13 protein-coding genes are annotated in these 25,480 nt (G+C 41.8%); 5 read left to right on the top strand and 8 right to left on the bottom strand.

The window, feature by feature from the left end; genetic code table 11:
* The first annotated feature begins 69 nt into the window (after positions 1–69).
* A complete protein-coding gene (locus tag B2746_RS01120) occupies positions 70–1,536 on the top strand; it encodes an arylsulfatase (protein ID WP_290789977.1) in 1,467 nt (488 codons plus the stop codon).
* Positions 1,537–1,613: 77 nt separating this feature from the next.
* Here the strand turns inward: B2746_RS01120 and B2746_RS01125 are convergent, their stop codons facing one another.
* A complete protein-coding gene (locus tag B2746_RS01125; protein ID WP_290789980.1) occupies positions 1,614–2,837 on the bottom strand; it encodes an NAD(P)/FAD-dependent oxidoreductase in 1,224 nt (407 codons plus the stop codon).
* A gap of 4 nt (positions 2,838–2,841) precedes the next feature.
* Positions 2,842–3,927, bottom strand: coding sequence for an alkaline phosphatase family protein (locus tag B2746_RS01130; protein ID WP_290789983.1), 1,086 nt, complete (start codon positions 3,925–3,927; stop codon positions 2,842–2,844).
* Between the two features lie 226 nt (positions 3,928–4,153).
* Between B2746_RS01130 and B2746_RS01135 the strand changes: the two genes are divergently transcribed.
* The 3 genes from B2746_RS01135 (at position 4,154) to B2746_RS01145 (ending at position 7,150) form a co-directional block, all read left to right on the top strand.
* Entirely contained in the window at positions 4,154–4,717 is a 564-nt protein-coding gene (locus tag B2746_RS01135) for a Crp/Fnr family transcriptional regulator (RefSeq protein ID WP_290789985.1), read from the top strand.
* A 64-nt stretch (positions 4,718–4,781) separates the two neighbouring features.
* Positions 4,782–5,891, top strand: coding sequence for an MBL fold metallo-hydrolase (locus B2746_RS01140; protein ID WP_290789988.1), 1,110 nt, complete (start codon positions 4,782–4,784; stop codon positions 5,889–5,891).
* Between the two features lie 41 nt (positions 5,892–5,932).
* Positions 5,933–7,150: an MFS transporter gene (locus tag B2746_RS01145; protein ID WP_290789991.1), complete on the top strand. Its 1,218-nt coding sequence runs from the start codon at positions 5,933–5,935 to the stop codon at positions 7,148–7,150.
* Between the two features lie 38 nt (positions 7,151–7,188).
* On the opposite strand, the gene B2746_RS01150 is transcribed toward B2746_RS01145, so the two are convergent.
* The 6 genes from B2746_RS01150 to B2746_RS01175 form a co-directional block, all read right to left on the bottom strand.
* On the bottom strand, positions 7,189–8,841 hold the full coding sequence (locus B2746_RS01150) for a glycoside hydrolase family 43 protein (RefSeq protein ID WP_290789993.1): 1,653 nt from the start codon (positions 8,839–8,841) through the stop codon (positions 7,189–7,191).
* 190 nt (positions 8,842–9,031) lie between these two features.
* On the bottom strand, positions 9,032–11,056 hold the full coding sequence (locus B2746_RS01155) for a thioredoxin domain-containing protein (RefSeq protein WP_290789996.1): 2,025 nt from the start codon (positions 11,054–11,056) through the stop codon (positions 9,032–9,034).
* Between the two features lie 91 nt (positions 11,057–11,147).
* Positions 11,148–14,477, bottom strand: coding sequence for a VCBS repeat-containing protein (locus tag B2746_RS01160; RefSeq protein WP_290789998.1), 3,330 nt, complete (start codon positions 14,475–14,477; stop codon positions 11,148–11,150).
* A 21-nt stretch (positions 14,478–14,498) separates the two neighbouring features.
* On the bottom strand, positions 14,499–15,968 hold the full coding sequence (locus B2746_RS01165) for a vanadium-dependent haloperoxidase (RefSeq protein WP_290790002.1): 1,470 nt from the start codon (positions 15,966–15,968) through the stop codon (positions 14,499–14,501).
* Positions 15,969–16,063: 95 nt separating this feature from the next.
* On the bottom strand, positions 16,064–17,848 hold the full coding sequence (locus B2746_RS01170; RefSeq protein ID WP_290790005.1) for a RagB/SusD family nutrient uptake outer membrane protein: 1,785 nt from the start codon (positions 17,846–17,848) through the stop codon (positions 16,064–16,066).
* An 18-nt stretch (positions 17,849–17,866) separates the two neighbouring features.
* Positions 17,867–20,974 carry a SusC/RagA family TonB-linked outer membrane protein gene (locus tag B2746_RS01175; protein WP_290790008.1) on the bottom strand — a complete coding sequence of 1,036 codons (3,108 nt, stop codon included), beginning with the start codon at positions 20,972–20,974 and terminating at the stop codon, positions 17,867–17,869.
* A gap of 370 nt (positions 20,975–21,344) precedes the next feature.
* On the opposite strand from B2746_RS01175, the gene B2746_RS01180 reads away from it, so the two are divergent.
* Positions 21,345–25,478 (top strand): hybrid sensor histidine kinase/response regulator transcription factor, encoded by a 4,134-nt coding sequence (locus B2746_RS01180; protein ID WP_290790010.1) that lies wholly within the window; start codon positions 21,345–21,347, stop codon positions 25,476–25,478.
* Positions 25,479–25,480: the final 2 nt, after the last annotated feature.

The following is a 25,480-nucleotide window of genomic DNA, read 5'->3' on the forward strand; positions in this document are numbered from 1 at the left end:
CTAATGCAATCGTTTGTGCGAAAATGTATTGGAATAATCCCTCACTTTTAAAAACCATAATTTCAACGAATGAAAAAGTTTGCACTTTTTGTTAACCTGCTTTTCGTTTTAGCAATTCAGCTTGCCTGCAATACTTCCGTCCGCCCAACTTCGGATCAACCTAAGAAATCAGCACTGCCAAATATCATTTATATCTATGCAGATGACCTGGGTTATGGCGAATTAGGCTGCTATGGACAAACCAAAATAAAGACGCCTCATCTCGATCGCATGGCTTCAGAAGGCATGAGATTTACACAACATTATACCTCCACACCAGTTTGTGCGCCTGCAAGAGCGATGTTGTTAACGGGATTACATGGCGGACATTCAACTATTCGCGGGAATGTTGAGCTCGGTGGATTTCCGGACTCAGCGGAACGCGGACAGGCACCCTTGCATGCAAAGGCAATTACCATAGCGGATTTGTTGAAGAAAAAAGGGTATGGTACCGGGATTATTGGCAAGTGGGGCCTTGGTATGGCCAATACAGAAGGTAATCCTCAATTACATGGATTTGATTACAGCTATGGTTATCTCGATCAGAAACAGGCACACAATTATTATCCAACCCATTTGTGGGAGAATGGAAAATGGGATTCACTACATCAGCCATTCATTGATGTACACAGACGACTGGATCCGGCAACTGCTGTAGCAGCTGATTTCGATTATTTTAAAGGCGCTGTGTATGCACCGGATAAAATGACAGAGAAAGCTGAACAGTTTATCCGTAATAGGAAAGATCAGCCTTTCTTTTTATACCTCCCCTATACCATTCCGCATGCATCTTTGCAGGTTCCGGATGCCTGGGTAGAAATGTATAAAGGTCAGTTTGATGAAAAACCATATTATGGGCAACAGGGATATGCATCAACCTTAAATCCTTTATCATCCTATGCCGGCATGATCAGCTACCTGGATGCGCAGGTGGGAAAAATTTTATCACTGGTTAATGAACTCGGATTAGATGATAATACCCTGATCTTTTTCAGCAGCGATAATGGGGCAACATTTAACGGCGGTGTGGATGCCGGCTTTTTTAACAGTGTTGCCGGATTACGCGGATTGAAAATGGATTTGTATGAAGGTGGTATCCGGATGCCCTTTCTCGCACGCTGGCCAGGGAAAATTAAAGCGGGCGAGGTAAGCGATTTAGTTTCTGCCCAATATGATGTGCTGGCAACGCTTGCAGAATTAACCGGAGTGGAGGCACCACCCAATGATGGGGTTTCTTTTCTGCCGACTTTGTTGGGAAAAAACAGCGCACAGGCAACGCGGGAATTCCTATATTTTGAATATCCTGAAAAAGGCGGTCAACGGGCTATTCGGATGGGCAACTGGAAGGCCGTAAAAACCGGATTGAAAGCAAACCCTGCTGCACCCTGGCAGCTCTATGACTTGTCTGTTGATATAAATGAAACAACGGATATAGCTTCCCGGCACCCCAACCTGCTCCTTCAATTCGATGCCATTGTTGCCCGTGAACTCCATTAAGTGTCAGACAGGTGTTAGAACAGTGTTAGAGAGGTGTCAGATACATGTTAGAACGCTCTTAGACATGTGTCTGACATCTAACCACTCTTCTTGCGGGAACGGGCGGCAGCGCATTGTTCTAACCAGCTGTTTGATCCTGGATTGAAACGACCAAATCTGTTTGGGTCAAAAGCAGCTGTATCAACACCAGGATCTTCCCCTGCCAATAGCGAAGTCATTAATTTCCCAACACCACCGGACAAAGCAATACCGGCACCACAATCACCTCCGGCAACGAACAAATTTTCTATTCCAGCACAACCGCCAACGGAAATCATGGAATCAGGCGAATAGCCGGAAAATCCAGCCATATAAGATTTAATCCCAACATCATATATACCCGGAAAAAAGGGCTCCAGCATATGTATAACTTCAGCCAATTCTGAAAATCCCTTATCCGCACTGTAAACAAAATCATTCATCTGCACGGGCAAGCTTTCCGGCGTAATAGCCAAAGATTCCTGCTCACGTATCCCAAACAATAAACAGTTTCCTTCAGGTCGCAAATAAGCATTGGCAGCCGGCAATAAAATGATTGGTGCATCTTCCCTTAAATCCGGAATAGGCTCGGTAATCCAGAACTGACTTCGCACAGGTGAATAGGGAATAGAGGCACCAATTTTTTCCAGCAAAACATTACTCCAAACGCCTGCTGCTACCACAATTTTTTTAGCTTTAATTTCGCCCTGATCTGTCAATATGCCAACAATTTTGTTCCTTTCAAGAATCAATTCATTTACTCTACAATATTGATTGAATTCAACTCCGTTTAATCGTGCAGCTCTTGCAAAAAAACTTCCTAAACGATAGGGATCACAATATGCTTCACCAGGAAAATAGCCGATATCAACTGCTGCATCCAGCTTTAACCAGGGTGCCATTCTATGAAGAGTCTCTGTTTCCCACTGCATAAATGGTTCACCTATTTCAGCAGCAATACTATATAGCTGATTCAGCCCTCCAACGGAAGCTTCATCCGTTGCTACCTGGGCCAATCCAACGCGTTTCACATCTAGCGAATCATCCAGCCTTAATTCCAATTCAGGAATAATGCGAGCCGTCTCTTTTGCCAATGGAATCAACGACCTGTTGGAACGAACTTTTGTAAGTAATGCAGCAGCCCGACTTGTTGCTCCATTATTCAACTCCTGTTGCTCAACTACCAACACATTAGATTTTGGAAAAGCGCTGGAATAATAATATGCTATCGCACTGCCCCATATTCCACCACCAATAATCAATAAGTCAACTTTGTTCTGCATTTGATTATTTTTTACCCACGGTTGGAATTGCATCACCAACCGGATGATTAGCCGTGAAAAACATCCCTATTAATTTGGCAGCTGTCTGCGCAATTTGATCCTGGTAAATCTGCATTGGCTTGCCTACTTCTCCGAGTGGTTCAATACCCGGCCCAATTAACGCCAGCCAGGTTTCATTGGAGCCAGGTGCCGACCGGCCATGACTGGTCCATTTATCCCCCAACCCACGGCCATGGTCAGGGTAAATTAGTATTGTTGTATTGTTTTTATAGAATGAATCCTGCTGAACCATATTCCATAAACTTCCGACCATTGCATCAATATAATGTGCTGCATCAAGATAAGCATCGTATTGACCGGCATGCCCAAATTCATCCGGATCAGCAAAATCAATATGCACTACTTTCGGGTGTTTTGCCTTCATATACGATTTGGCAAGCGCAAAAGTGTGTACATCAAATCTTACTGTTGGACCAAAATAGGAAGGCAGATAAGATTGAATTTCATTCGCCAGCTCTTCGGCCTCAGATAATTTCTCCCCATTTATTTTTTCACCGGGATTTATCAATGGAATCCCGTTCCGATCCCGATTTACTATTCGGGCCACTGCATCCCAGGATGCAAAAACAGCAATTTTATTTTTATACGCTGCTTGATTGGATAAAAAATCCAATATTGTTTCATTAGGATTATTCGGATACTCATTGGAGTTAATCAGACTATCATAATATCCTGAAAGTGATTCACTTCTTCCGGGGTACGAAAACCAGTATTTATTTCGAACATTTACCAAATTTCCAAGCTCCCGATTTCCATAGAGCTGCCCCTGCTTACGGATCGTTGACCAAAAAAAAGGCATCAGTTTGGATCGTCGTGCTTCAATAGATTCAGCCCAATAATTTTTCACTAGCCTTGCTGAATCCTGATGTCTGTATTTCTTCGAAAAAAGAAGTGCTGAATCCGCTCCTTTGAACAACTCCTGCCATCTATATCCGTCAACACTAATAAGTATTAAATTTCCCTGTTTATTAGTCTGTGCATTTGAAAAAAATGCGAATGCCAAAGCAATAGCAAGCAATGTATATCTCATATTATGTATTATTAAGCTTGGAAATGTTTAGTATTACAATACTTTTAGTTTAGTATAAATATACATCACCAAATTCCGAAAACCAAGTTTCCAATGCATTTAGCGCAATCGTATGCACCAGCCAGGTGTTAGAGAGGTGTCAGACAGGTATTAGAACACTCTTAGACATGTATCTGACACCTGTCTAACTGGTATCTGACGTGTATTCCCGTAACTTTATCGTTGTATGCAGGAACTATTTACTTACTTCAGCAAGTTTGCGCCATTGCCGATGGAAGGAAAAAATGCAATCGCGGCTATTTCACAACAAGTTTCGATTCCGAAAAACAAAAATCTCCAGCAAATAGGACAAACCTGTCAAACCATCTATTTCCTTGTCCAGGGACTCGCCCGCATTTATTATCTGAAAAATGAAATCGATATAACAGAGGACTTTTACTTTGAAAACAGCATCATTGTAAGAGCAGAAAGTTTATTCACCGGCAGGCCCAGCCGTAAAGCAATTCAGGTTTTAGAAAACGCTGAACTAATCGCCATTGATTCCCAAAAATTCTTTGCTCTGTTTAACAGATATCCTGAAATTGAACGGATTTTTAGAAAAATTATCGAAACAGCCTATGTAGAAACTATCAACCGAATCGAAGGGATCCAATTCAACTCCGCAGAAGAACGATATCAGGCCCTAATCAAAACTGCACCTGATACCATTAAAAGAGTTCCGCTTAAATATATTGCTTCCTTTCTTGGAATCACCCAGGTAAGCCTTAGTCGGATCAGAGCAAATCAGTAATTATTTATCATAAGATAAATAAACCGGTCATAAGGATCGTCAATTTTGTATGGAAATCTTCCCCATGCAAGAAATTAGTACCGAAACTTTACAATCCTGGCTTGAGAATGGTAAACAACTAAATCTCCTGGATATCCGTCCGGCTGATGAACGCGCAGAATGGTTCATACCAGGCAGTATCCATATAGATGCGTATGCCGGCATCAAATCAAACAGCGAGAATCCTTTTGGCAAGCTAACTCTGGCACAACATATTCCTATTATTACGATCTGTGCATCGGGGAAAACCAGTTTAAAAGCAGCAGAAATATTAAACTCGCAAGGATATGAAGCCTATTCGTTAACTGGGGGCATGAATAGCTGGAGTCTCGCCTGGAACACAGCAACAATCCAATTCCAACATTTCTCCATCAATCAGGTTCGCAGAACAGGTAAGGGTTGTCTTTCTTATATTATTGAATCCAATAAGAAAGCAATTATTGTTGACCCATCTTTGCCAGCTCACATCTATCTGGAAATCCTGGAAAAAAATCAGTTAGAACTTACACAGGTAATTGAAACACATATCCATGCCGACCATGTCTCAAGAGCCAGACAACTCGCAGAACATTGTGCTATTCCTTTGAAACTTCCCATCCCCAATTCAGTAAAATTCAAGTTTGAAGCTATCCCGCTAATAACGCCTATTAAGTTGGGTAGTATCCAGATTCAGCCAATTTCTACACCCGGACATACATTTGAAAGTGTAAGTCTCTTACTGGATAATAAAGCACTGCTGACGGGAGATACAATTTTCGTTAACGGAATTGGTCGACCGGATTTAAACGCCAACAAAGCAGGCATGATTCTAAAAGCCAGGCAATTATACCATTCATTGAAACTTCTGCTTCAAATGGATGACAAGCTGATCGTTTTACCATCCCATACCAATCAACCTGTGCCATTTGACAAAAAATTAGTACACACTACAATCAGGGAATTGAATGAACAACTTCAGCCATCCCTCGCGCATGAAGAAAGATTCGTTGATGCGCTGATCAAAAGCATCCCGTCTCCTCCTTCCAACCACGAGAAAATAATTGAACTAAATAAGAATGGGATTTATTATGAAGAATTACTCGCAACGCTGGAATCAGGACCTAATCGTTGCGCTATAAACGTCAGACAGGTGTAAGAACCTTGTTCTAACGTAATTCTAACACCTATCTGACACCTATGGTACAACTTGGAATAAAACAAAACTGGAAGCAATTCACTTTACTCGTACTTGTGAATGCTTTCGTAGGCGGAATGGTCGGACTGGAACGATCCATTCTTCCACTGCTGGCAGAAAAAGAATTTTTGCTGGCCGCAAAAACCGCTATACTCTCCTTCATTGTTGTATTTGGGCTAACTAAAGCGATCACCAATTACTATACGGGCGCACTCGCCAATAGATTCGGGCGGCGGCGACTACTCATCACCGGCTGGATAGTCGGCATCCCCATTCCATTCCTGCTTATGTACGCCCCTACCTGGAATTGGATCATTTTTGCCAACATTTTACTCGGTATTAATCAGGGACTAACCTGGAGTAGTACCGTTGTGATGAAAATAGATTTAGTAGGAGAAAAAAAACGCGGACTTGCCATGGGATTGAATGAATTCGCCGGCTATCTCGCAGTTGCATTGGTCGCCTTCTTAACCGGATGGATCGCCAGCCACTATGGCATTCGCCCCTATCCTTTTTATACAGGTGTTGTATTGGTATTCGCCGGATTATTAACCAGTATTTTTTTCATTAAAGACACCATTCATCATGTCAACCAGGAATCAGCAACAAACAATATCCCAAAACGAAAACAGCTCTTTCTTGAAACCACCTGGAAAGATCCCAATCTGGGGGCTGTAACACAAGCCGGTCTCATCAACAACCTAAACGACGGAATGGCATGGGGATTATTTCCCTTACTGCTCGCAACCAAAGGATTTTCAATTGCCAACATCGGAATCGTAACGGCAATTTATCCGGCTGTTTGGGGAATCGGACAAGTATTCACCGGACCAATGGCCGATCATTTCAGCAAGAAAAAAATGCTTTATACAGGTATGCTTCTGCAGGCTTTTACACTGTTTGGCTTCCCCTGGGCAGATACCCTGGCACATTATATCATTTTATCTTCTCTGTTGGGATGGGGTACAGCAATGGTATACCCAACCTTTCTTGCAACTATCGCTGATTTCACACACCCGATGGACCGGGCAAAAAGCATTGGAATTTTCCGTCTCTGGCGCGATCTGGGATACGCTATCGGAGCAATATTAACCGGCTGGTTGGCCGACCTCTTTAATCTTAACGTTTCCATTTATGCGATCGCATTCCTAACCTTATTATCTGCCCTTATTATTTACTTTAGAATGCAAAACGTCAGGGAGGTGTCAGACAGGTGTTAGATTCATGTTAGAACAGTATCCTAACACCTGTCTGACACCTATTCTTCGTACTCAAACCAATCGAAAGCAGCAGTAGACGTACTCTCCTTCCAGAGAGAAGTTGCATACATTCCTATCACCACTCCCACAAACCCACCAGCTGTTGCCGTGCTCAGAAAACGAGCATCCAACGCCTTCAGCGGATTCCAATTTTTCCCATCCACCGAATAGGAAAATCGATACACCGCGTTATCCGGATCAACTCTCAAATACAGGTCATCTCCTTTGCCTTTCAACTTTACAGACTCCACCAGCATCATCGAATCCTTATCAGACTGATACAATTGCACCACCGGGCTGCTTCCATCCATCCCTTTACACAAATAATAATAATGGCTTTCATTCTGAAAAATTACCAATCCGGCTTTTTCATTTTCTGCACCCGCCTTAAAACTCAACTTCGTTCTCACTGTCGCCTTGTGATTGTGCTGACGAAATCCGATAAAAGATGGATTCTCCCGACCACTTACCGTTTGCGGACGTAATTGCAGCGTTAACCAACCTTTTCTGGCACTTGTATTATACCAGGTTTCAGTTACTGTACGTAGAAAAATAAAACGCGGATCCAACCCGGTCTCAGTAAACTCAGCACGATACCTTATTTTCCCGCTGAATGCGTTTTCAGGAACGCCGGCAACCCCCTTTGGCAACGGATATTTATCCTGAACCTCTTCCAAACCTTTTGTAATAACAGGCCAGCCATCTGCCGTCCAATTCACGGGCATTAAAAAAGTTTCCCGGCCAATATTGTAATGATCCCCCTCATAAGGACGACAGGCAAGAAAAACCGCATACCATTCTCCATTTTTCGTGTCAACCAAATCTGCATGTCCCGCAGTCGTAACCGGATTTTTTCTGCCCCGATCCAAATGCCGCTGCGTCAATATCGGGTTCTGCTCCCAGGGAGCATAAGGCCCCAAAACCGATTTACTCCGGAAAATTACCTCCGAATGATTATACCCTGTGCCCCCTTCCGCACACATCAGATAATACCAGTCATTGATCCTGTAAATATGGGGAGCCTCAATCCAAACAGGATGGCTGGACGTATCAACCCCGCCGTTCACCAATAACAATTCTTCTCCAACAATTTTATTGTTCCGATAATCAAACTCATACATCCGAATAGTCCGATGTCCATTCCACAAGGACTTTCGATTCGGTGGTTCACTATTATAAACCATATACGCCTTATCCGTTTGTTCATCAAAAAATATCGACGGATCTATTCCATTTGCTTCTTTTATATAAACCGGATTCGACCAGGGCCCCGCAGGATTCGTAGCCGTTATCACAAAATTGCCACCCTTATCTATCAAGGTACAAACAATGTAAAAAAACCCCTTGTAATAACTGATTGCCGGCGCAAACAAGCCTCTTGAAACACCCGCCCCAATCAAAGGCAATTGCTCCGGACGATCAAGTGCATGTCCTATCTGTTTCCAGTTGACCAAATCTTTACTATGAAAAATCGGCAGACCCGGATAATAGGCAAATGACGAATTTACAATGTAATAATCATCACCGGCCCTGCAGATACTCGGATCAGGATAAAAGCCAGACAGTATCGGATTTGTATATGTACCACCCGACTGTGCGTTGGTCTGGTACATCAAAATAAATTGCAGGACTACAAAAAAGATTCTTTTCATATTATTTCAGATTAAGCGTTGCCTGTTTGGTTGTTTTAGAACGTCTTGGATCGCTGAGGCGTCCAGGCAGGTCCAATAAATAATAGCAGAAAGTCCACGGATTTCCATCCGGACCTACCATTCAAGAGCAAATGAAGTAAGAAAACAGCATATCGAAGTTGGCACTTATTCATTCGACAGTTATTTAAAATTAAAATGAGGACAGTTGCCGAAATGCATCCGGCACAGTCAATACAGGACGTTTACAAACTCCTTGCGTGCAAACGTATATATAGGTATTTTCTCCTTTCAATTTGTACTCAAGCAAAGGCAAATAAGCCTCTTCTTTTGTTCCCATATAAATTGCCAATGGATACAATTCTTTTTGCATTGACAGGTTAACTGCAAGCATATCCGGCCCAACCACAGCAATTTCCTTTGTGCCATAACTCAACCAGGCTATCTGCCCAAACCAACTTCCGTAGTACCGTGTGTCGCCCGTACTTATTTCCTTCCTTAATCGCTGTAACATAGTATTGGCTATCAGCTTATAAGAGTCCTCTTGATAATACACGCCGATCTGAAAGAAAAGCGATGCCGTCAATGCATTGGAAGACGGCAAGGCTTCATCAGCAATCCCAATACTGCGAATTTGATTATAGGAAGAATCAGCCGCTGCATAAAAAAACATTCCGCTGCCTGAATCATAAAACTGTACCATAATCTGATCAGCCAGTGTTCTGGCTTTAAACAGCCACTCCTTTTCCAAACTTCGCTGATACAATTTCAAATAAGCAGATGCCAGAAAAGCATAATCTTCCAAAAAAACATCTGCTGTTTTGGAGCCCCCATTTATAAAATGTTGGAGCTGGCCATTTTCGGCCTTCGCCCTTGCATCAAGATATGCCGCCAGTTTTTTAGCCTGTTGCAAATAAGCCGCATCACCCAATGCAGCATAGGCATCCGTATAGGCAGTAAGCAGCAATGCGTTCCAGGAACATAGAATTTTTGTATCCGCTTCCGGAGCTGTTCGCAGGTTGCGATTTTTCAACATGGCTTGCCGGGCAGCAGACAAACTGCCCATTATCAGTTTCGGATCCTCTTTGTATTCCACAGCAAATTCTTCCGGAAGTTTATCTGCATACAGAATCGATCTGCCCCCTTTCCAATTTCCTTTCTCGGTAAGTTTATAATAATTCGAGATCAATGGAAATGCATCTCCTGTAATAGATTTTAACTCTTTCCAGGTCCAGGTATAATAATACCCTTCCCCCTCCGGACTAACTGCATTTAAAGAACTGTAATACCCTCCTGCCTTATCACTTAATTCTCTTTCTGCAAATGCGATGGTATTTCGAACTATCCTTTCATACAACGGCTCTTTGGTTACCTGAAAAGCCAATGAATACAAACTTATCAGTTGCGCATTATCCGATAACATTTTTTCAAAATGAGGAATTCTCCAACTGCTGTCAACGGTATATCTTGCAAATCCGCCTCCCAACTGGTCGTAAATGCCACCTAATGCCATTTTCTTTAGCGATAATAACACCCAGTTTTGTGCAGCTATATTGTTGGCAACAACACTGTAATTAAGTACTGCACTTAAAAAAGGAACAGCTGGAAATTTTGGCGCGCCTTTTAATCCGCCATGTACGGTATCTATTTCTTGTCTTATGCTCTCAAATAATCCATTATATTCTTGTTTAGAAAATGCAGCACTATCCTCTTTAACTAGAATGGACAATTCCAGTTGTGCAATTCCCTGCGATAAAGACTGTGCCTGTAGCTTCACCTTTCCGGGTTGATTATGATAAGCTGAACTCACCTGCTGCAATAATTGAATCCAGGATTTCTTTTCATAATAGGTACCCGCATAAAATGGACTTCCATCCGGCAAGCCAAAGGCATTTAATGGCCACCCTGCATTCCCCGATAATAATTCACAGGCATTGATAAATATTTTGTCAAGATCCGGCCTTTCTTCCCGATCAACTTTAATATTGACAAAATTTTCATTCATTATTCGCGCAACCCCGGTATCCATAAAGGATTCATTTTCCATTTGATGACACCAGTGGCAGGAAGCATACCCAATACTTATTAATAAAGGCTTCTTCTCCCTTTTTGCTTTTTCCAATGCTTCTGCTCCCCACTCATACCAGTCGACCGGATTATCGGCATGCTGGCGTAAATACGGACTTGATGAAGCAGCTAATCTATTCTCTCTCTTCATTTCACAAGCTGAAATAAAACAGCCTGTCACCATACAAAAAAGTATGCGGCAAATTGTTTGTATACTAAATTGTTGGAGACGCAGCATAGATTTAATTAAGGGAGGAAAACACTCTGAGTGCATCATTATTGGAACTTACCAATACGGATGTCCCTTTTTTCCGATGCAATAATTGAATATCCTTCACATTATACGGGACAAAAAATCCGGATTCTTCGATACTCATCACCTGGTAAGCACCCTTCCCTTTTCCTTTTAGAAATAATCCCGGTGATGCATCAGCCGGAGTTGTTTCCACTTCCACATCAAACTTATTCCCTGCCAATAAAATGTCCTGTATTCCATCAGCATCAAAATCGTTCACAATAATTCCGTTGATCGTGGAGAGCTGCGCTTCTACCGGAAGCCTCTGCTCTTTGAAATTTCCCTTTTCATTTATCCATATCATACTGGAAAACTGAACTGCTTTATAATGCAGCGCAGATTCGATCTGATCGCCCAGAATTGTTTTCAAATCAGTTTCTGCAAAAGAAAGAAAGGAAGGAAATTTTTCTGCAATAAACGGACATTGCTGAGAGGTACATTCACGACCTCTGATCGGAACCTGTATCCCGCCATTGTATTTCGCCAAAAAAATATCATTTGTTCCATTCCTGTCAAAATCTTTTGCATATACTTCAAATGGTTTTTTAGCAGAGGCACTGAACTTATAATTTTCTCCCAGATTTCCTGCCACCAGATCCAGATCACCATCTCCATCGATATCAGCAGTTACCAACTTATTCCACCAGCCTTCCGTACCAGTCAATCCGTATCGTTCCGTCTGATCAACCAGTTTACCTGCCAGATTACCAAATATTTTTATCGGCATCCATTCTCCACTTAAAATCAGCTCCGCTTTTTTATCTCCATCCAAATCTGCCCAAACAGCAGTTTGCACCATACCTGCCTTTGCCAATTCAGGTGCCCATTCCATTGTTCTATCGGTAAACTTTCCCTTATCATTTATCAGAATATAACTTCTGGGTGAATAAGGATATTGGTGCGGTACAACCAGCCCCCCTCGAAATATATCCAGATCACCATCAGCATCTATATCATAAAAAGTCACACAGGAACCACTACTCGTGGTTACCGGTAATTCAGCAGCTGAAAATCCGCCTTTCCCATTGTTGTGGTAGAGCCTGTCCTGGTACATTTTTGAGCCCTCTTCAAATTCACTCCCGCCACTCACTACATACAAATCAAGGTCTCCATCCTGATCCGAATCAAAAAATACGGTGCCGATATCCTCAAAAGCAGCGTCTTTTTCAAATGCGTAAACTTTTTGCAATTCCAGTTTATCATCTTGCTGGATATACAATCTCCCCGCCTGTCCGGCTGCTCCTCCAACATAAAAATCTTCAATCCCGTCTCCATTCACATCTCCCACAGCAATAAACGGCCCGGTTCGGGAAAACATATGAGGTAATAATACCTGATCCTTATATTCGTCGTACACATTTTCCTTATGAACAAAGGGAGTGCTTAACACTTCGTTATCTGCAACAAAAACCGGCTGAAATTTCACTCTTCTGTCAATTGCCGGAACGGCGTCCTTGTATGATATTGCTACCTGTTGATTTGTCTTTACCTCTTTCAAAATATTTTCCTTGCCATCCAGCCAGCTTACCACAATACTATCTACCTGAGCTATATCTCCCAATCCAAAATGAATTTTCGGATCATTGGAAGACATATACCCCCGTACCGTCTTCTGTTCAAAATATTGCTGCATTTTCCCATCGTAGTAAATGGCAATCTTAGCTCCGATTCCATCGGAATTACCAACCGGACCTTCCAATTTTAACTGCAGGTATTGATTCTTTTTTTCAGAAATATTTTCATATAAAAATGCTTCCTGATCAAGATTATTGATCACCAAATCAATATCGCCATCATTATCAAAATCAGCAATGGCTGCACCATTGGAAAAACTGCTGTCTTCAAAACCCCAGGCAGCAGATACATTTTCAAACTTAAGATTGCCCTTGTTTTTATAGAGGTAGTTGGTAACTTTTATGGGATCATAAATCTCAATATATTCTTTGAACCCCCGACGAAACATATCATCGGCTGAACTGTATTTATTCAGGTTCGCCTGAACATAGGCCTGCTGTTTATCCAGAATATCTCCATCAAACAAATCTCTTCTATACCCATTCGCAACGAAAATATCCCGTTGCCCATCGTTGTCAAAATCAGAAAGCAGGGTAGACCAACTCCATTCTGTTTTAGACACTCCGGCCAATTGGGATATATCACTAAAAAAAAGATTTCCCTGGTTCAGGTGAAGTGCATTGTGCATATATTGCCGATGAAACCCGCTATCCACAATTGCCCAGAAACCCTCCACATCCATTCTGGGCATCGACACTTTGGATCGTTTATAATTTTCAGGCAACATTTCCATTACAATAATGTCTTCCAATCCATCATTATTAATATCAGCAATATCTGCCCCCATCGAAAAAAGAGAATTATGATTGGTTGCTTTTTTTATTTCATCTTTAAAAGTTCCATCACCCTGATTGATAAACATATAATCATTGTCTGCATAATCATTGGAAATAAAAATATCCTCAAAACCATCCATATTTAAATCCGCATTGGTAACAGATAATGCATATCCGTAGGTTTGTCCTATTCGGGCCTCTTTGCCAATTTCAATGTACTTCCCCTTTTCATTCCTATACAATTTATTGCGGGCGTAATCAGGTGGATTTCTTTTCCCTTTAACCATCTGTGATAAACCCAAATAAAAAGAATCCGGCCTGGCTGCTATATATACATCGAGATCATTGTCATTATCCATATCAAAAAACAGGGCCTGTTGAGAATAGCCACTATCTGCCAGTCCATATTCTGCTGCCATTTCCTTAAACCGGCCATCTCCCTGATTGATATACAATACATTTTTTCTTGTGGCATCACTATCCCTGAAACCACCCTTACAAATATAAATGTCCATATAACCATCCTGATTGATATCCACCATGGTTACCCCATTATCCCATCCCGCTCCTCCATCCACTCCTGCTTCCTGGGTTATATCTTTGAATTTCATTCCGCCCATGTTAAGATAAAGGCGGTTGGGCACTTCATTCCCATTGAAATAAATATCCTGTAATCCATCGTTATTAATATCACCAACTGCTACCCCTGCGCCATTATAGACATAAGCAAAACTGTCAAAATAATTGTGCTGATAATTTTCATCCACCAGATTGGCGAAGCTGATTCCACTTTCTGAAGCAGGAATCTTTTTAAACAGTTTTGATTCGGAACTGCCAGACTTCCCACTACCGGCATCAGAACAGGCAATCAGATAAAACAGGCTTGCAAAAGCAAAGCAATAAACAATCGTTCTTTTTACTGGCATATCGTAACGTATTTGAAAGACTTAATAACTTCTACCTGAAAGTTTCTGGTATTTTTTCCATACAGCACCTGAAATATTTTTTCCAAGTTGTAAACCTTCGGTATTCTCCGATTGAATATGATAGCCACCCATTACTCTGGAAATTCCGGCCATCTCGGCAGCCTTCGTGAACGTAGGGAAATTCAATTGTACCGGTTTGCCAACTCTGTCTGGTTCTGTTAATGCACCCGGCACTACCATCATAGTTTCACCAAAATCATCGCTCCCGGTAAACAATCGTAAAATTTCTGCACATGCTGCACTGACCGTGCTATGTCCGGATACATAGGAAGGAAATGGCGGACACAAAAAAGTTTCCGGAGAATACGGGCGCCATTCATTACCCGCAGCCCAGATCATTCCCCTTTCCGGTCCGCCCCATAAGGTAATTAGAGAATCTTTAAAATATGCATGAATAAATGAATAGGGTCTGGCATAATCATAGAACATTTTAGCATCCCAGCAGGCAATAAAAGCATCCATTGCTGCTGCTTCCACCAGAAAAAACATATTCACATCCTGATCCAGCGTATGTTGATCACGGATAGAAACCTTTTGTGCAAACATGAACCAATGTCCGGCCTGTTGAACAGACTTTGGACCATCGCGCATTATTTCAACCAGCGCCTTTTGTTCATCTGTCAGGTTTGCCTGCAATTCAATTACCTCTTTTAATTCATTATTCAATTCAATAGATCCAATAGTAGGAGGCGGCCCTGGACGAAATTGACTGGACGAGTCCACCAGCAAAGGCTTTACCAATCCCCAGTGTGGTGTTAAGCAACCCGGTGCAAAACGCCCACCTTTTCCATCAGAAAAATATTTAGGTTGCCATCTTGCCAAATCAATTAATTCATCCGCTGAATTTTTTGGTTTATAACCAGTATAATCAGCGTACATACTACCATCTGAACCTGCCATAGTACCGAGCTGATTCGATCCATCTTCATACCTTTTTTGAATTACCGTTTTGGCTGCCAGATTACCAATTCCAATGGGCGTTGACGGATCCTCGGATTGATTTTCCGGATCCAGTCCCATTTCCAGCATCGCATTTTTTAACAGGAGAGAGTCGGAATAAAAATAAGTTTGCATGGTTCGATAGGCTGCATAACTGATTGCAATCTCTTTGTTTTCCAGGGTCCTCTCCGTTACAGGTCTTCTTCTGAGCTGGCTGGCATAAACGGGATCTGCCTTATCATCATACCTCGTCCATGCATCGTATACCGCTGTCCAGATCAATGCCAGAAATCTTGAAGTAACAGTGGGTCGTGGACGAAATCTGTCGGTATCCCTGGCTGTACATTCCATAGCCAGATTACCCCATTGATGCGCACGATTCAACTTTCCTCTTGGTTCAGGTGAAACTGCTTGTTGTGCCTGCAACAATTGAAAAAAAACAACCATGCAGAGCGATGCAATAATCCACCAATTCCATCTTTTGTAAAACATAGGCCATCCATTTAGAAACATATAAGGAACAGGAAGATATTATCCTCCTGTTCCTGTGCATGTTGATTATAGTTTAGTAAACACTACATCAAATTTTATTGATAACCCGGATTTTGTGGGAAAGCTGGACCTTCCGTAACCAAATCAATCTGTTCCTGAGGAATCGGTCTTAACCTGTGGTGATCCTGAACGCCGTCTGCTCCCTCTGAGTTGTAAGCCTGCACACGTTGTACCAGTTTTTTGGTACGTGCCAAATCCCACCAGCGCGTGGCTTCCCCAAACAATTCACGGCTGCGTTCATCCAGAAGAAAATCAATATTCATCTGGGCAGCAGTTACCTGTTGTGCTGCAACAGCATCTGCATATTGAGTGGGTGTTTGATTGGGTTTCAGTGCTGCCCTGGTTCTTAACACATTAATCATATCAGCCGCCTGTTGTGCAGAAGCGCCACCCTGAATAGCAGCTTCTGCTGCAATCAGATATACTTCGGCAAAACGGAAGAGAATATATGGACGATCTGAATAATCATTCATATCTGCTCTGGTGGAATCATCCCATTTACGCAGATTCGGATAATAACTGGCGGTATAAGGAACAGTTGCACCTGGTAAATGCTCCGGCTCGAAAATCACCCCTTTGAAATTGGCTCTTTCCTGCGCCGTAACAACCCGGTCTGCCATCCAAATAGAAGTATCTACCCCATTGATTAATTGTCCGCGTGGCGTAACCGCACCCAGTGATCCTGCTGCAGCCATTGGTGTGCTGGCTGATTTCCAAACAGTCTGGAAGGTTCCTTCGTATCTGGAATCAGTTTCCCGATTGGCAAAAGCAACATCAATTACATACCGTGTATTAGGTCTGATCCGCTGGAAAGGGCGACCATTATTTACATCCCGAACAGTAAGGTTTGCACCTCCACCCGAAGGATAGTTTGCATTGATAGCCGGATAATTCGGACGGAAAAAGAAATTCGATTTATTTTCCTGGAAATTGGTAGCGCCGGTTCCGGGGTTAGAATTCTGTCCATATTTGAGATCTTTTGTATGGTCAATTACCATTAAAATCTCAGAGCTGTATTCATTGCCCTCTTTGAAAACAGCAGGATAATAGGGAAGCAAATCCAATCCATATTGTGCTTTGTTATCAATCAAATCTTTTGAAATGGTGTAGGCTGCTGTAAAATCACCAGATTCAGCAGCATCCGACCAGCCTCTCCAAAGATGTGTTTTTGCCAGCAGGTATAAGGCGGTGGCTTTTGATGCAGGTTTACCTGTTCCACTAGCCGGAATATTCGGAAGATCCGCAGCCGCTTCGGTCAGATCCTGAATTATCTGTGCATACACTTCACCCTGCGGATTGCGTGAATCTGCAGTAGATTCATCCGTGTTGAATTCAGTATGTAATGGCACATCACCAAATGTGGTTACCAGATAAAAATAACAGAATGCACGTAGAAATTTCGCCTGTGCCAATACCTGGATTTTAGTTGCTTCCGGCATATTTGCTGCAGCTCCATATTCCAGCACACCATTCGCAGTATTGATATTGATATACATGGCATTCCAAAAACCTGCATAGTTATTGGCTTCTGTTCTGATTTGTGCGTTATTGAAATTATACCAATGCTGAACATCCGCAGCAGCGCCTCTTTTAAATTCATCGTTACCTGCATTGAATAACTGGGTAAATATCTGAGTACCCCAATGTCCGCGAAAGGAAGAATAAATACCTGCAATTCCCCCCTGAATACCTTCCGGCGTTCTGAAATAAGAGGGATCTATTCCTGCCCTGGGTTGTTCTTCCAGGATTTTGCTACATCCTGCTACCATTACGGAAAGCAGGCCGATAATGAAACTGTATCTAATTATTTTCGTACGCATTGTTTACAATTTTTTCGGTTAAAAATTAAGGTTTACGCCAAAAATGAATAACCGACTTGGCGGAACTCCCATACCTACTGTAATTGCTCTGGTTTGCACTGGAGAACCACCTCCTGCATTGGAATTAACCGCATTACCGGTACCATTCCCTTCCGGATCAATTCCCAATCCGTCTCTTACCAAAGGCGACCAAAGTATAAAGGGATTCTGAGCAGAAACATAGAACCTTAGTGATTGTAATTTTAATTTTTCAATCAGGGCTTTTTTGAAGGTATATCCCAGATCAATGGTTCTTATTTTAATAAAGGATCCATCCCGATAAGTAAGTGTGGACGTGTACAATTGCGCATCCCGGCTGGCATCCGGCTGAGGGAAAGCATTCGTTGGATTATCGGGTGTCCAGTAATCAATTTTATGTTGATTTACCCGGCTATTAAGGAAGAAGGGATACCCGGCAGCACCACCATCAGCTGATAAATAGGTAGCTGCAATGGTTTGCCCAAAACGGCCAAATAAAACGATGTTCAAATCAAATCCCTTATAGGCAAAACTATTGGTCATACCAGCCACCAGGTTGGGCTGAAAATCTCCGATGATCTGGCGATCTTCCGGACCAATTGCATTGTTTTTATTTACATCTTCCAATTTGATATCACCAGGTGCCTGCCCATATTGTGCAGCTTCTGTTTCCTCACCCAATTGCCAGATTCCTATTTTCTTTACATCATAAATCACTGTCATCGGCTGACCAACAAACCATCCATTTGCAATATCCTGTTGCAGGCCCTGCTGTAATGCCACAATTTTTTCTCTGTTGAAGAATGCATTAAAATCTGTCCTCCAACTGAAACCACCCGGATTTTTCGACTGAATAGTATAACTGCTCAAACTTAATTCCATTCCATTGGTGGCTGTTTCACCCACATTGGTAAGAATAGAGTTGGCACCCTGGCTTCTCGGTAAACTTTTGCTTAACAGAATATCTGTTGTACTTGTATTGTAGTATTCAATTGAACCGGTAATTCTGTTATTGATCAAACCGAAATCCAACCCGATATTGATACCCCTTGTTTTCTCCCAGGTAAGATTGGGATTCGGAATGGTATTGATGGTGTAACCATTTACAAAATTCACCAACGGTGTGGTACCCTGTCCATAATTATAAAACCCTGTGTTCAAACTTCCCAATGTGGTATAAGGATTAATACCCGCGTTGGAACTGATACCCCAGCCTGCTCTCAGTTTTAAACTGGAGAAGATATCCTGACTTTGCATAAATCCTTCCCGGTCAATATTCCAACCAAGCGACAATGCCGGATAAGTTACCCACTGATTTCCCGGAGCAAGTACAGATGCACCATCTGCCCGGAAAGTGGCAGTAAGCAGGTACTTATCATCAAATGCATAGTTCACCCGCGCCATATATCCCAGTATTCCTGATTCGTTATAAACGCCAGCCTGCGGATTAATGGAATTAACTAACTGAAAATTGTAATCTTCAATATAGTTGGCGGGAACACCCTGACCAGTCCAGCCCTGTGTCTGGTACTGATTCTTCTGAACTTCCTGCAATACCAATGCCTGCACCTTATGTTTCCCTGCAAATAACTTGTTGAACTCAAGAGAATTATTAATAGTATACTGCCAGCCTTCTGCATTCGACTGACTAAGATTGGAACCTGCAGTGTTCAAATTGGTATTAAAGATGGTACCCGGACCGTTATAATTGCTGTTAAAGGTCTGAGACCAGCTAAAACCAAAAGTGGAACGGAATTTCAATTCTTTTAATATCTGCCATTCTCCATATACATTGTGCTGAAATTGATAACGGCGGCTTTTTGCCTTTATCAGATCATTGTTACCAATTGATGTAAGCGGATTGAATGTATTGTTATCGACGCCCTGCTGCACGGTTGGCTGCAGATTTAACGTACCATCTTCATTATATGGTTTGTAAATAGGTCCAATCCGCGTAGCAGTTCCAAAGGCATTGGTTCCTACCCTGTTCGTATAAAACATGGTATTAAAACTTGTAAATCCAATCTTCAGCTTATTGCTCATCTTATGATCAATATTTACACTGAAACTTGGACGATCCAGCGACTGATCATGCACAATTCCTGTTTCGCGATAATACCCCAATCCAAAAAAATACTGGGTGCGCTCATTCCCTCCACGGATACTGATATCATGGCCGGTACGCATCCCTGTAGTCAGCAGCAAATCCTGCCAATCGGTATTTACACCTTCAGCCAGATTGGAGGTTTCTATCGGGGTTAAGCCATACGGACTAATCACATTCGGATTGGTAAGATAGGCAGGTTGACCCTGACGTGCATCTTCTTTGAACTGTGCATATTCCTCTGCGTTGAATACCCTCCAGGTATCCAATGCTTTGGACATACCTGCATATCCATTATAAGTTGTGGTTGCCTTCCCGGATCTTCCCCTTTTGGTAGAAATGATGATAACGCCGTTTGACCCGCGTGAACCATAAATAGCAGTAGCCGATGCATCTTTCAGGATATCTACATTGGCAATATTATCCGGATTGATATCATTCACACTACCACCATACACCATTCCATCCACAACAATCAACGGATTGTTATTACCGGTAATGGACCGATTTCCACGAATCCTGATCTCACCGCCAGCCCCGATTTGTGTACTGTTGCTGACAATATCAACACCGGCTGCCCGGCCTTGCAACTGATTGTAAATATTAGGTGCTTTTATTTCATTTAATGTCTCTCCTTTTACCGATACCGTAGACCCGGTAACATCCCGTTTTCGCTGGGTACCATAACCCACAACAATCACCTGATCAAGGTCTGATGCGTTGGCCTGGAGACTAATGGCTAATTGAATTTGTCCATTGATAATCACTTCTTTAGAAGGAAATCCAACAGATGAGATAACAAGGGTTCCATTTCCGGGAGCTGTAATGGTGAACTCACCATTATCATCCGTGCTCACTCCTGTTTGAGCACCTTTTACTACCACTGATGCCCGGGGAACAGGTTTTCCCTGCCCGTCAGTGACGCGTCCCTTAACGGGACTTTGAGCAAACACCGGTACTGTCAATAGGCAGACAGCGGCCAGCAGAATCGTTAGTACTTTCATAATCGTTAGTTTTTCGGCTTTGCAACCGATTGCATTTTTTTTACAATAATCGGGGTTTTATTCTAATTTTCATAATAATTAGTTAACTCTTTTTTTGAAAGGAACGACCCTGCACTTTTGAAAGAGTCTTGCTTCTGAGCTCTGTTATGTCAGATAGAAATTGATCGTCCGTAAGTGGATGTGTGAGGAATTGTTTTTTTCTGGCAGCATAGATTCGTTGTTTTGTAATTATCAAACTGAAGGTATCAGTTAGCCTTTTTTAACCATAGCACATTTGTTGAAAGTGATGGAACAAATGTTTAGTGCCGGGCTTAATCCCTATATTATTTAGTAATTTGAACTGTTCTACTATTTTGAATGATCTATACGAATGAAACAACTGCTGCCAATCCTGCTATTCATAGGTTCACTTTTATCCCATATATACGCTCAGGAGAGGAATATCAATCTGATTGCATTGTCCACCAAAGATGGACTGTCTTCCAATACGGTAAATACGATAGTAAAAGATAAATATGGATGGGTCTGGGTAGGAACTGATGACGGCCTTGCACGTTTTGATGGAACAAATTTTACCATTTACCGACATCACCCAAATAGTAAGGGAAGTATCAAAGCAAACGAAATACTTTCCCTGCATGAAGATAAACTGGGAACCCTTTGGGTTGGCACCAGCGGCGGATCAATTGGCAGATACGATCGGAAAAGAGATCAGTTTCAGCATTTTCCCACCGCACCGGGTGAGCATAATATCAACAACAATGTAATCAGGAGTATTGTCAGTGACTACACAGGTAAAATCTGGGTAGGCCATTTCAATGGTGTTACCCTCTTAGATCCGGAAACCGATAAAACTTCTGCCCTCCCTATTGCCCGGAATTCTCCGGTAACCTCAATAAAATCGCCCCCACTCTGCCTCTTTGAAGACAGCCAAAAAAAAATGTGGCTTGGTACCACCAACGGTGTGTATAGATATAACCCTAAAGACAAATCGCTGCATTTTGTAAACCTGCCGGTCAGGCAGAATGGAAATCAATATCGGGAAAGTATAAATGTTATTGTTGAAGATGCTTATGGCTCCATTTGGATCGGAACCAATAAAGGTCTGTATAGATCTAAAAAAGAAGAAGCTGGATTTAAAATTTACCCGCTAAATGGAAACCCAGATAAGGGCCAAAGCAATCTGGCTGTAAACGCCATTGGACTAGACAGTACCAAACTTTGGATCGGGACTTCAGAGGGACTAGAAATAATTGATTTATCTACCGGAGCAGCAACCAGTTACAGAAAAGATAACAGAAATATTCACAGTCTTACCGCGAAACAAATCAAGTGTATTACCATCGATAAACAGGGAATATACTGGATTGGAACTGTTGGCGGGGGCTTAAATAAATATGACCGAAACCTCAATCTGTTTAATTATGTAAAAAGTAACCCGTTTGATGAAAAAGGATTGCAGGATCCAATAGTAAAATGCTTTGTTGAAAATGCGAATGGCAACATTTTCGTCGGTACTGAAGGAGGTGGGCTCGGCCTTTTTAATCCAACTACAAAATTATTCACCCGGATTCCAATCCCTTCCCGCCGTGGTAGTCCAAATGCAGAAATTGATGTACTTGAATTGAAAAAAAACCGGACAGGGAAGATACTTATTGGTACGTATGGTGATGGACTGATTAGTTTAGATCCCAAAACAAACTCATTTAAAAAAATACTTGCCGGAACCAACCCCACCAGCCTGAATGCCAACGAAATTTTTAGCATAACCTGTTTAAAAAACGGTGAAATCTGGACCGGAACCAACGGATATGGAATCAATATACTCAATGCACAACTTCAGGTAATAAAACGTTATACCCCAAACCCGATTCTCCCAAATGACAGTCTGCTTCCATTAAACGGATATATACGGGAAATGCTGGAGGACAAAGAGGGTGATATTTGGGTTGGAACGCATGGTGGCGGTATTGCCCGTTATAATCCCAAAAGCCAACGCTTTACTATTTATAACAATACCAACAGTGGATTACCCAACAATAAAATCCAAACACTATGGGAAGATCCTGAAGGAAATATCTGGATGGGTACTTTTGGCAGTGGTGTTGTTCGCTATTCAAAGAAAAATGATTCATTTCAATCATACAGTGAGAAAGAAGGTCTGCAAAACAGTATGGCCTATGAATTAATCGGAGATGATAAAGGAATGATCTGGGTTAGTACCAATACCGGAATCAGTAGTATAGATCCCATAACCAATAAAATAACTAACTATAATCACTATAACGGAATTCAGCAGAATAATTTTGTCCGGGGATCCGGTTTGAAATTATCAACTGGTGAAATTTACTTCGGTGGAAAAGAAGGATTCAATTATTTTAATCCGGCTGATCTGATAATCAATACTAATATACCTGCAGTTGTATTAACGGAATTAAGAATCTCCAATCTTTCCGTTGATCCATCGGAAGATGGTCCTATTACCGACCATATTTCAGTTGCTGAAGAAATAAATCTGGCTTATAAACAAAATTTTGCATTGGATTTTGTTGCCCTGAACTACACTTCGCCGCAACAAAACAGGTATGCTTATCAACTCGCCGGATTTGACAAAACATGGAATGAAGTGGGTAACAATACAACCGCATCATATACCAACCTCGATCCCGGTACGTATACATTCCGGGTAAAGGCAAGTAATAATGATGGAATCTGGAATGAAACAGGACGGACAATCAAAGTGATTGTTCACCCGCCTTTCTGGAGATCTGCCTATGCCTATATCATTTATTTTCTATTAATAACAGGAAGTCTTTTTTACAGCAGATATTCTTCCATACAAAAATGGAAACGAAAATTTGCACTGGAGCAGGAAAGAGTAAATGCGGAACAGGAGAAAAGGGAAGTGGAGCGAATGCTTGAACTGGATCGGCTGAAAATAAAATTCCTGACTAATCTTAGTCATGAATTCAGAACCCCTATTTCTTTGATTCTCGGTCCCGTTGAAACGCTTCTTCAGAAAGAGAGCAACTCAGGTTTGTTCAAACAATTGCAATTGGTTAAACACAATGCCCGCCGATTACTAAACCTGGTCAACCAATTGCTGGATTTCAGAAAAATGGAAGAACAGGAGCTGAAACTTAATCCAACAGAAGGTAACCTGGTTCCATTCGTTGATGAAATCAGTCAGGCATTTAAAGATTTGGCAGAAAGAAAAAAAATAGGTTTCAGTTATACCGGTCTGATTGATAAACTGTATACCCGATTTGATCATGACAAACTTGAACGTATCCTGTTTAATATCCTTTCCAATGCATTTAAGTTTACCAATAAGGGAGGATCTGTTCACATGTCGCTTGACTGGTCAAAAAAAACAACTGCCGACCAGCCGTGGGTGGAAATTTCCATCACAGATACAGGTATCGGAATACCAGCTGAACAAAAGGAGAAAATTTTCGACCTGTTTTTCCAACATCCAACTTCAGCAGCAATTCTAAATCAGGGAACCGGCATTGGTTTATCCATCACAAAGGAATTTGTAAAAATGCATGGTGGATTAATTGAGGTCGACAGTCTGCAGGGAAAAGGAACCTGCTTTTCCATTCACTTACCTTTGCTTCCGCTGGAATCTCCTTTGGATGAATCGGAGCAAATGGAATCAGCGCATCCTGAGGTTCAACAACCACTTATGGAGTCAGCCATGCCGGCACAAAATCAAAAAACAGGTTTATTGGAACTGCCCAGCCTTTTATTGGTGGAGGACAATGATGATTTTCGATTTTATTTAAAAGATAATCTCCGCCTTCACTATAAAGTATTCGAAGCGGCCAATGGAAAAGAAGGCTGGCAAAAAGCATTGACGCATCACCCCCAGCTAATAGTGAGCGATATCAGTATGCCAGAAATGGATGGCATTCAACTCTGCCAGAAATTAAAAGCTGATAAAAGAACACAGCATATACCAATCATTCTTTTAACTGCCCTGACCGGAGAAGACGATCAGCTAACCGGATTAAAAACAGGAGCCAATGATTATATTACCAAGCCTTTTAATTTTGAATTATTAAATGCCAAGATTAAAAATCTGCTGGTTCTAAATGACACCCTAAAACACACCTATTCAAAACAAATAAAAGCGCTGACTCCCGATATAGAAATCCAATCTGCTGATGAAAAATTACTACAGACCATCCTGAAATACCTGGACGAAAACCTGAATAATCCCCAATTATCCGTAGAGGAATTAAGTAAACAGATCGGTATGAGCAGAAGCTCTCTTTATAACAAATTGCTTGAATTAACCGGACAAACGCCGGTGGAATTCATCCGATCCATTAAATTGGAAAAAGCAGCTGTTCTCCTGGAAAAGTCAGATATGAACGTTGCAGAAATCGCTTATTCAGTAGGATTTTCCACGCCCAATTATTTTGCCAAATCGTTCAAAACAAAATACAATATGCTGCCATCTGAATACATCCTGCAGGCGCGAAAAGAAAATTCCTGATC

It is taken from the genome of Flavihumibacter sp. UBA7668 (assembly GCF_002483205.1).
Classification (GTDB): Bacteria; Bacteroidota; Bacteroidia; order Chitinophagales; family Chitinophagaceae; genus Flavihumibacter.

Excerpts from the sequence above, each read along its gene's own strand:
- B2746_RS01120 (WP_290789977.1), top strand. The coding sequence starts at position 70 with ATGAAAAAGTTTGCACTTTTTGTTAACCTGCTTTTCGTTTTAGCAATT.
- B2746_RS01125 (WP_290789980.1), bottom strand. The coding sequence starts at position 2,837 with ATGCAGAACAAAGTTGACTTATTGATTATTGGTGGTGGAATATGGGGC.
- B2746_RS01130 (WP_290789983.1), bottom strand. The coding sequence starts at position 3,927 with ATGAGATATACATTGCTTGCTATTGCTTTGGCATTCGCATTTTTTTCA.
- B2746_RS01135 (WP_290789985.1), top strand. The coding sequence starts at position 4,154 with ATGCAGGAACTATTTACTTACTTCAGCAAGTTTGCGCCATTGCCGATG.
- B2746_RS01140 (WP_290789988.1), top strand. The coding sequence starts at position 4,782 with ATGCAAGAAATTAGTACCGAAACTTTACAATCCTGGCTTGAGAATGGT.
- B2746_RS01145 (WP_290789991.1), top strand. The coding sequence starts at position 5,933 with ATGGTACAACTTGGAATAAAACAAAACTGGAAGCAATTCACTTTACTC.
- B2746_RS01150 (WP_290789993.1), bottom strand. The coding sequence starts at position 8,841 with ATGAAAAGAATCTTTTTTGTAGTCCTGCAATTTATTTTGATGTACCAG.
- B2746_RS01155 (WP_290789996.1), bottom strand. The coding sequence starts at position 11,056 with ATGAAGAGAGAGAATAGATTAGCTGCTTCATCAAGTCCGTATTTACGC.
- B2746_RS01160 (WP_290789998.1), bottom strand. The coding sequence starts at position 14,477 with ATGCCAGTAAAAAGAACGATTGTTTATTGCTTTGCTTTTGCAAGCCTG.
- B2746_RS01165 (WP_290790002.1), bottom strand. The coding sequence starts at position 15,968 with ATGTTTTACAAAAGATGGAATTGGTGGATTATTGCATCGCTCTGCATG.
- B2746_RS01170 (WP_290790005.1), bottom strand. The coding sequence starts at position 17,848 with ATGCGTACGAAAATAATTAGATACAGTTTCATTATCGGCCTGCTTTCC.
- B2746_RS01175 (WP_290790008.1), bottom strand. The coding sequence starts at position 20,974 with ATGAAAGTACTAACGATTCTGCTGGCCGCTGTCTGCCTATTGACAGTA.
- B2746_RS01180 (WP_290790010.1), top strand. The coding sequence starts at position 21,345 with ATGAAACAACTGCTGCCAATCCTGCTATTCATAGGTTCACTTTTATCC.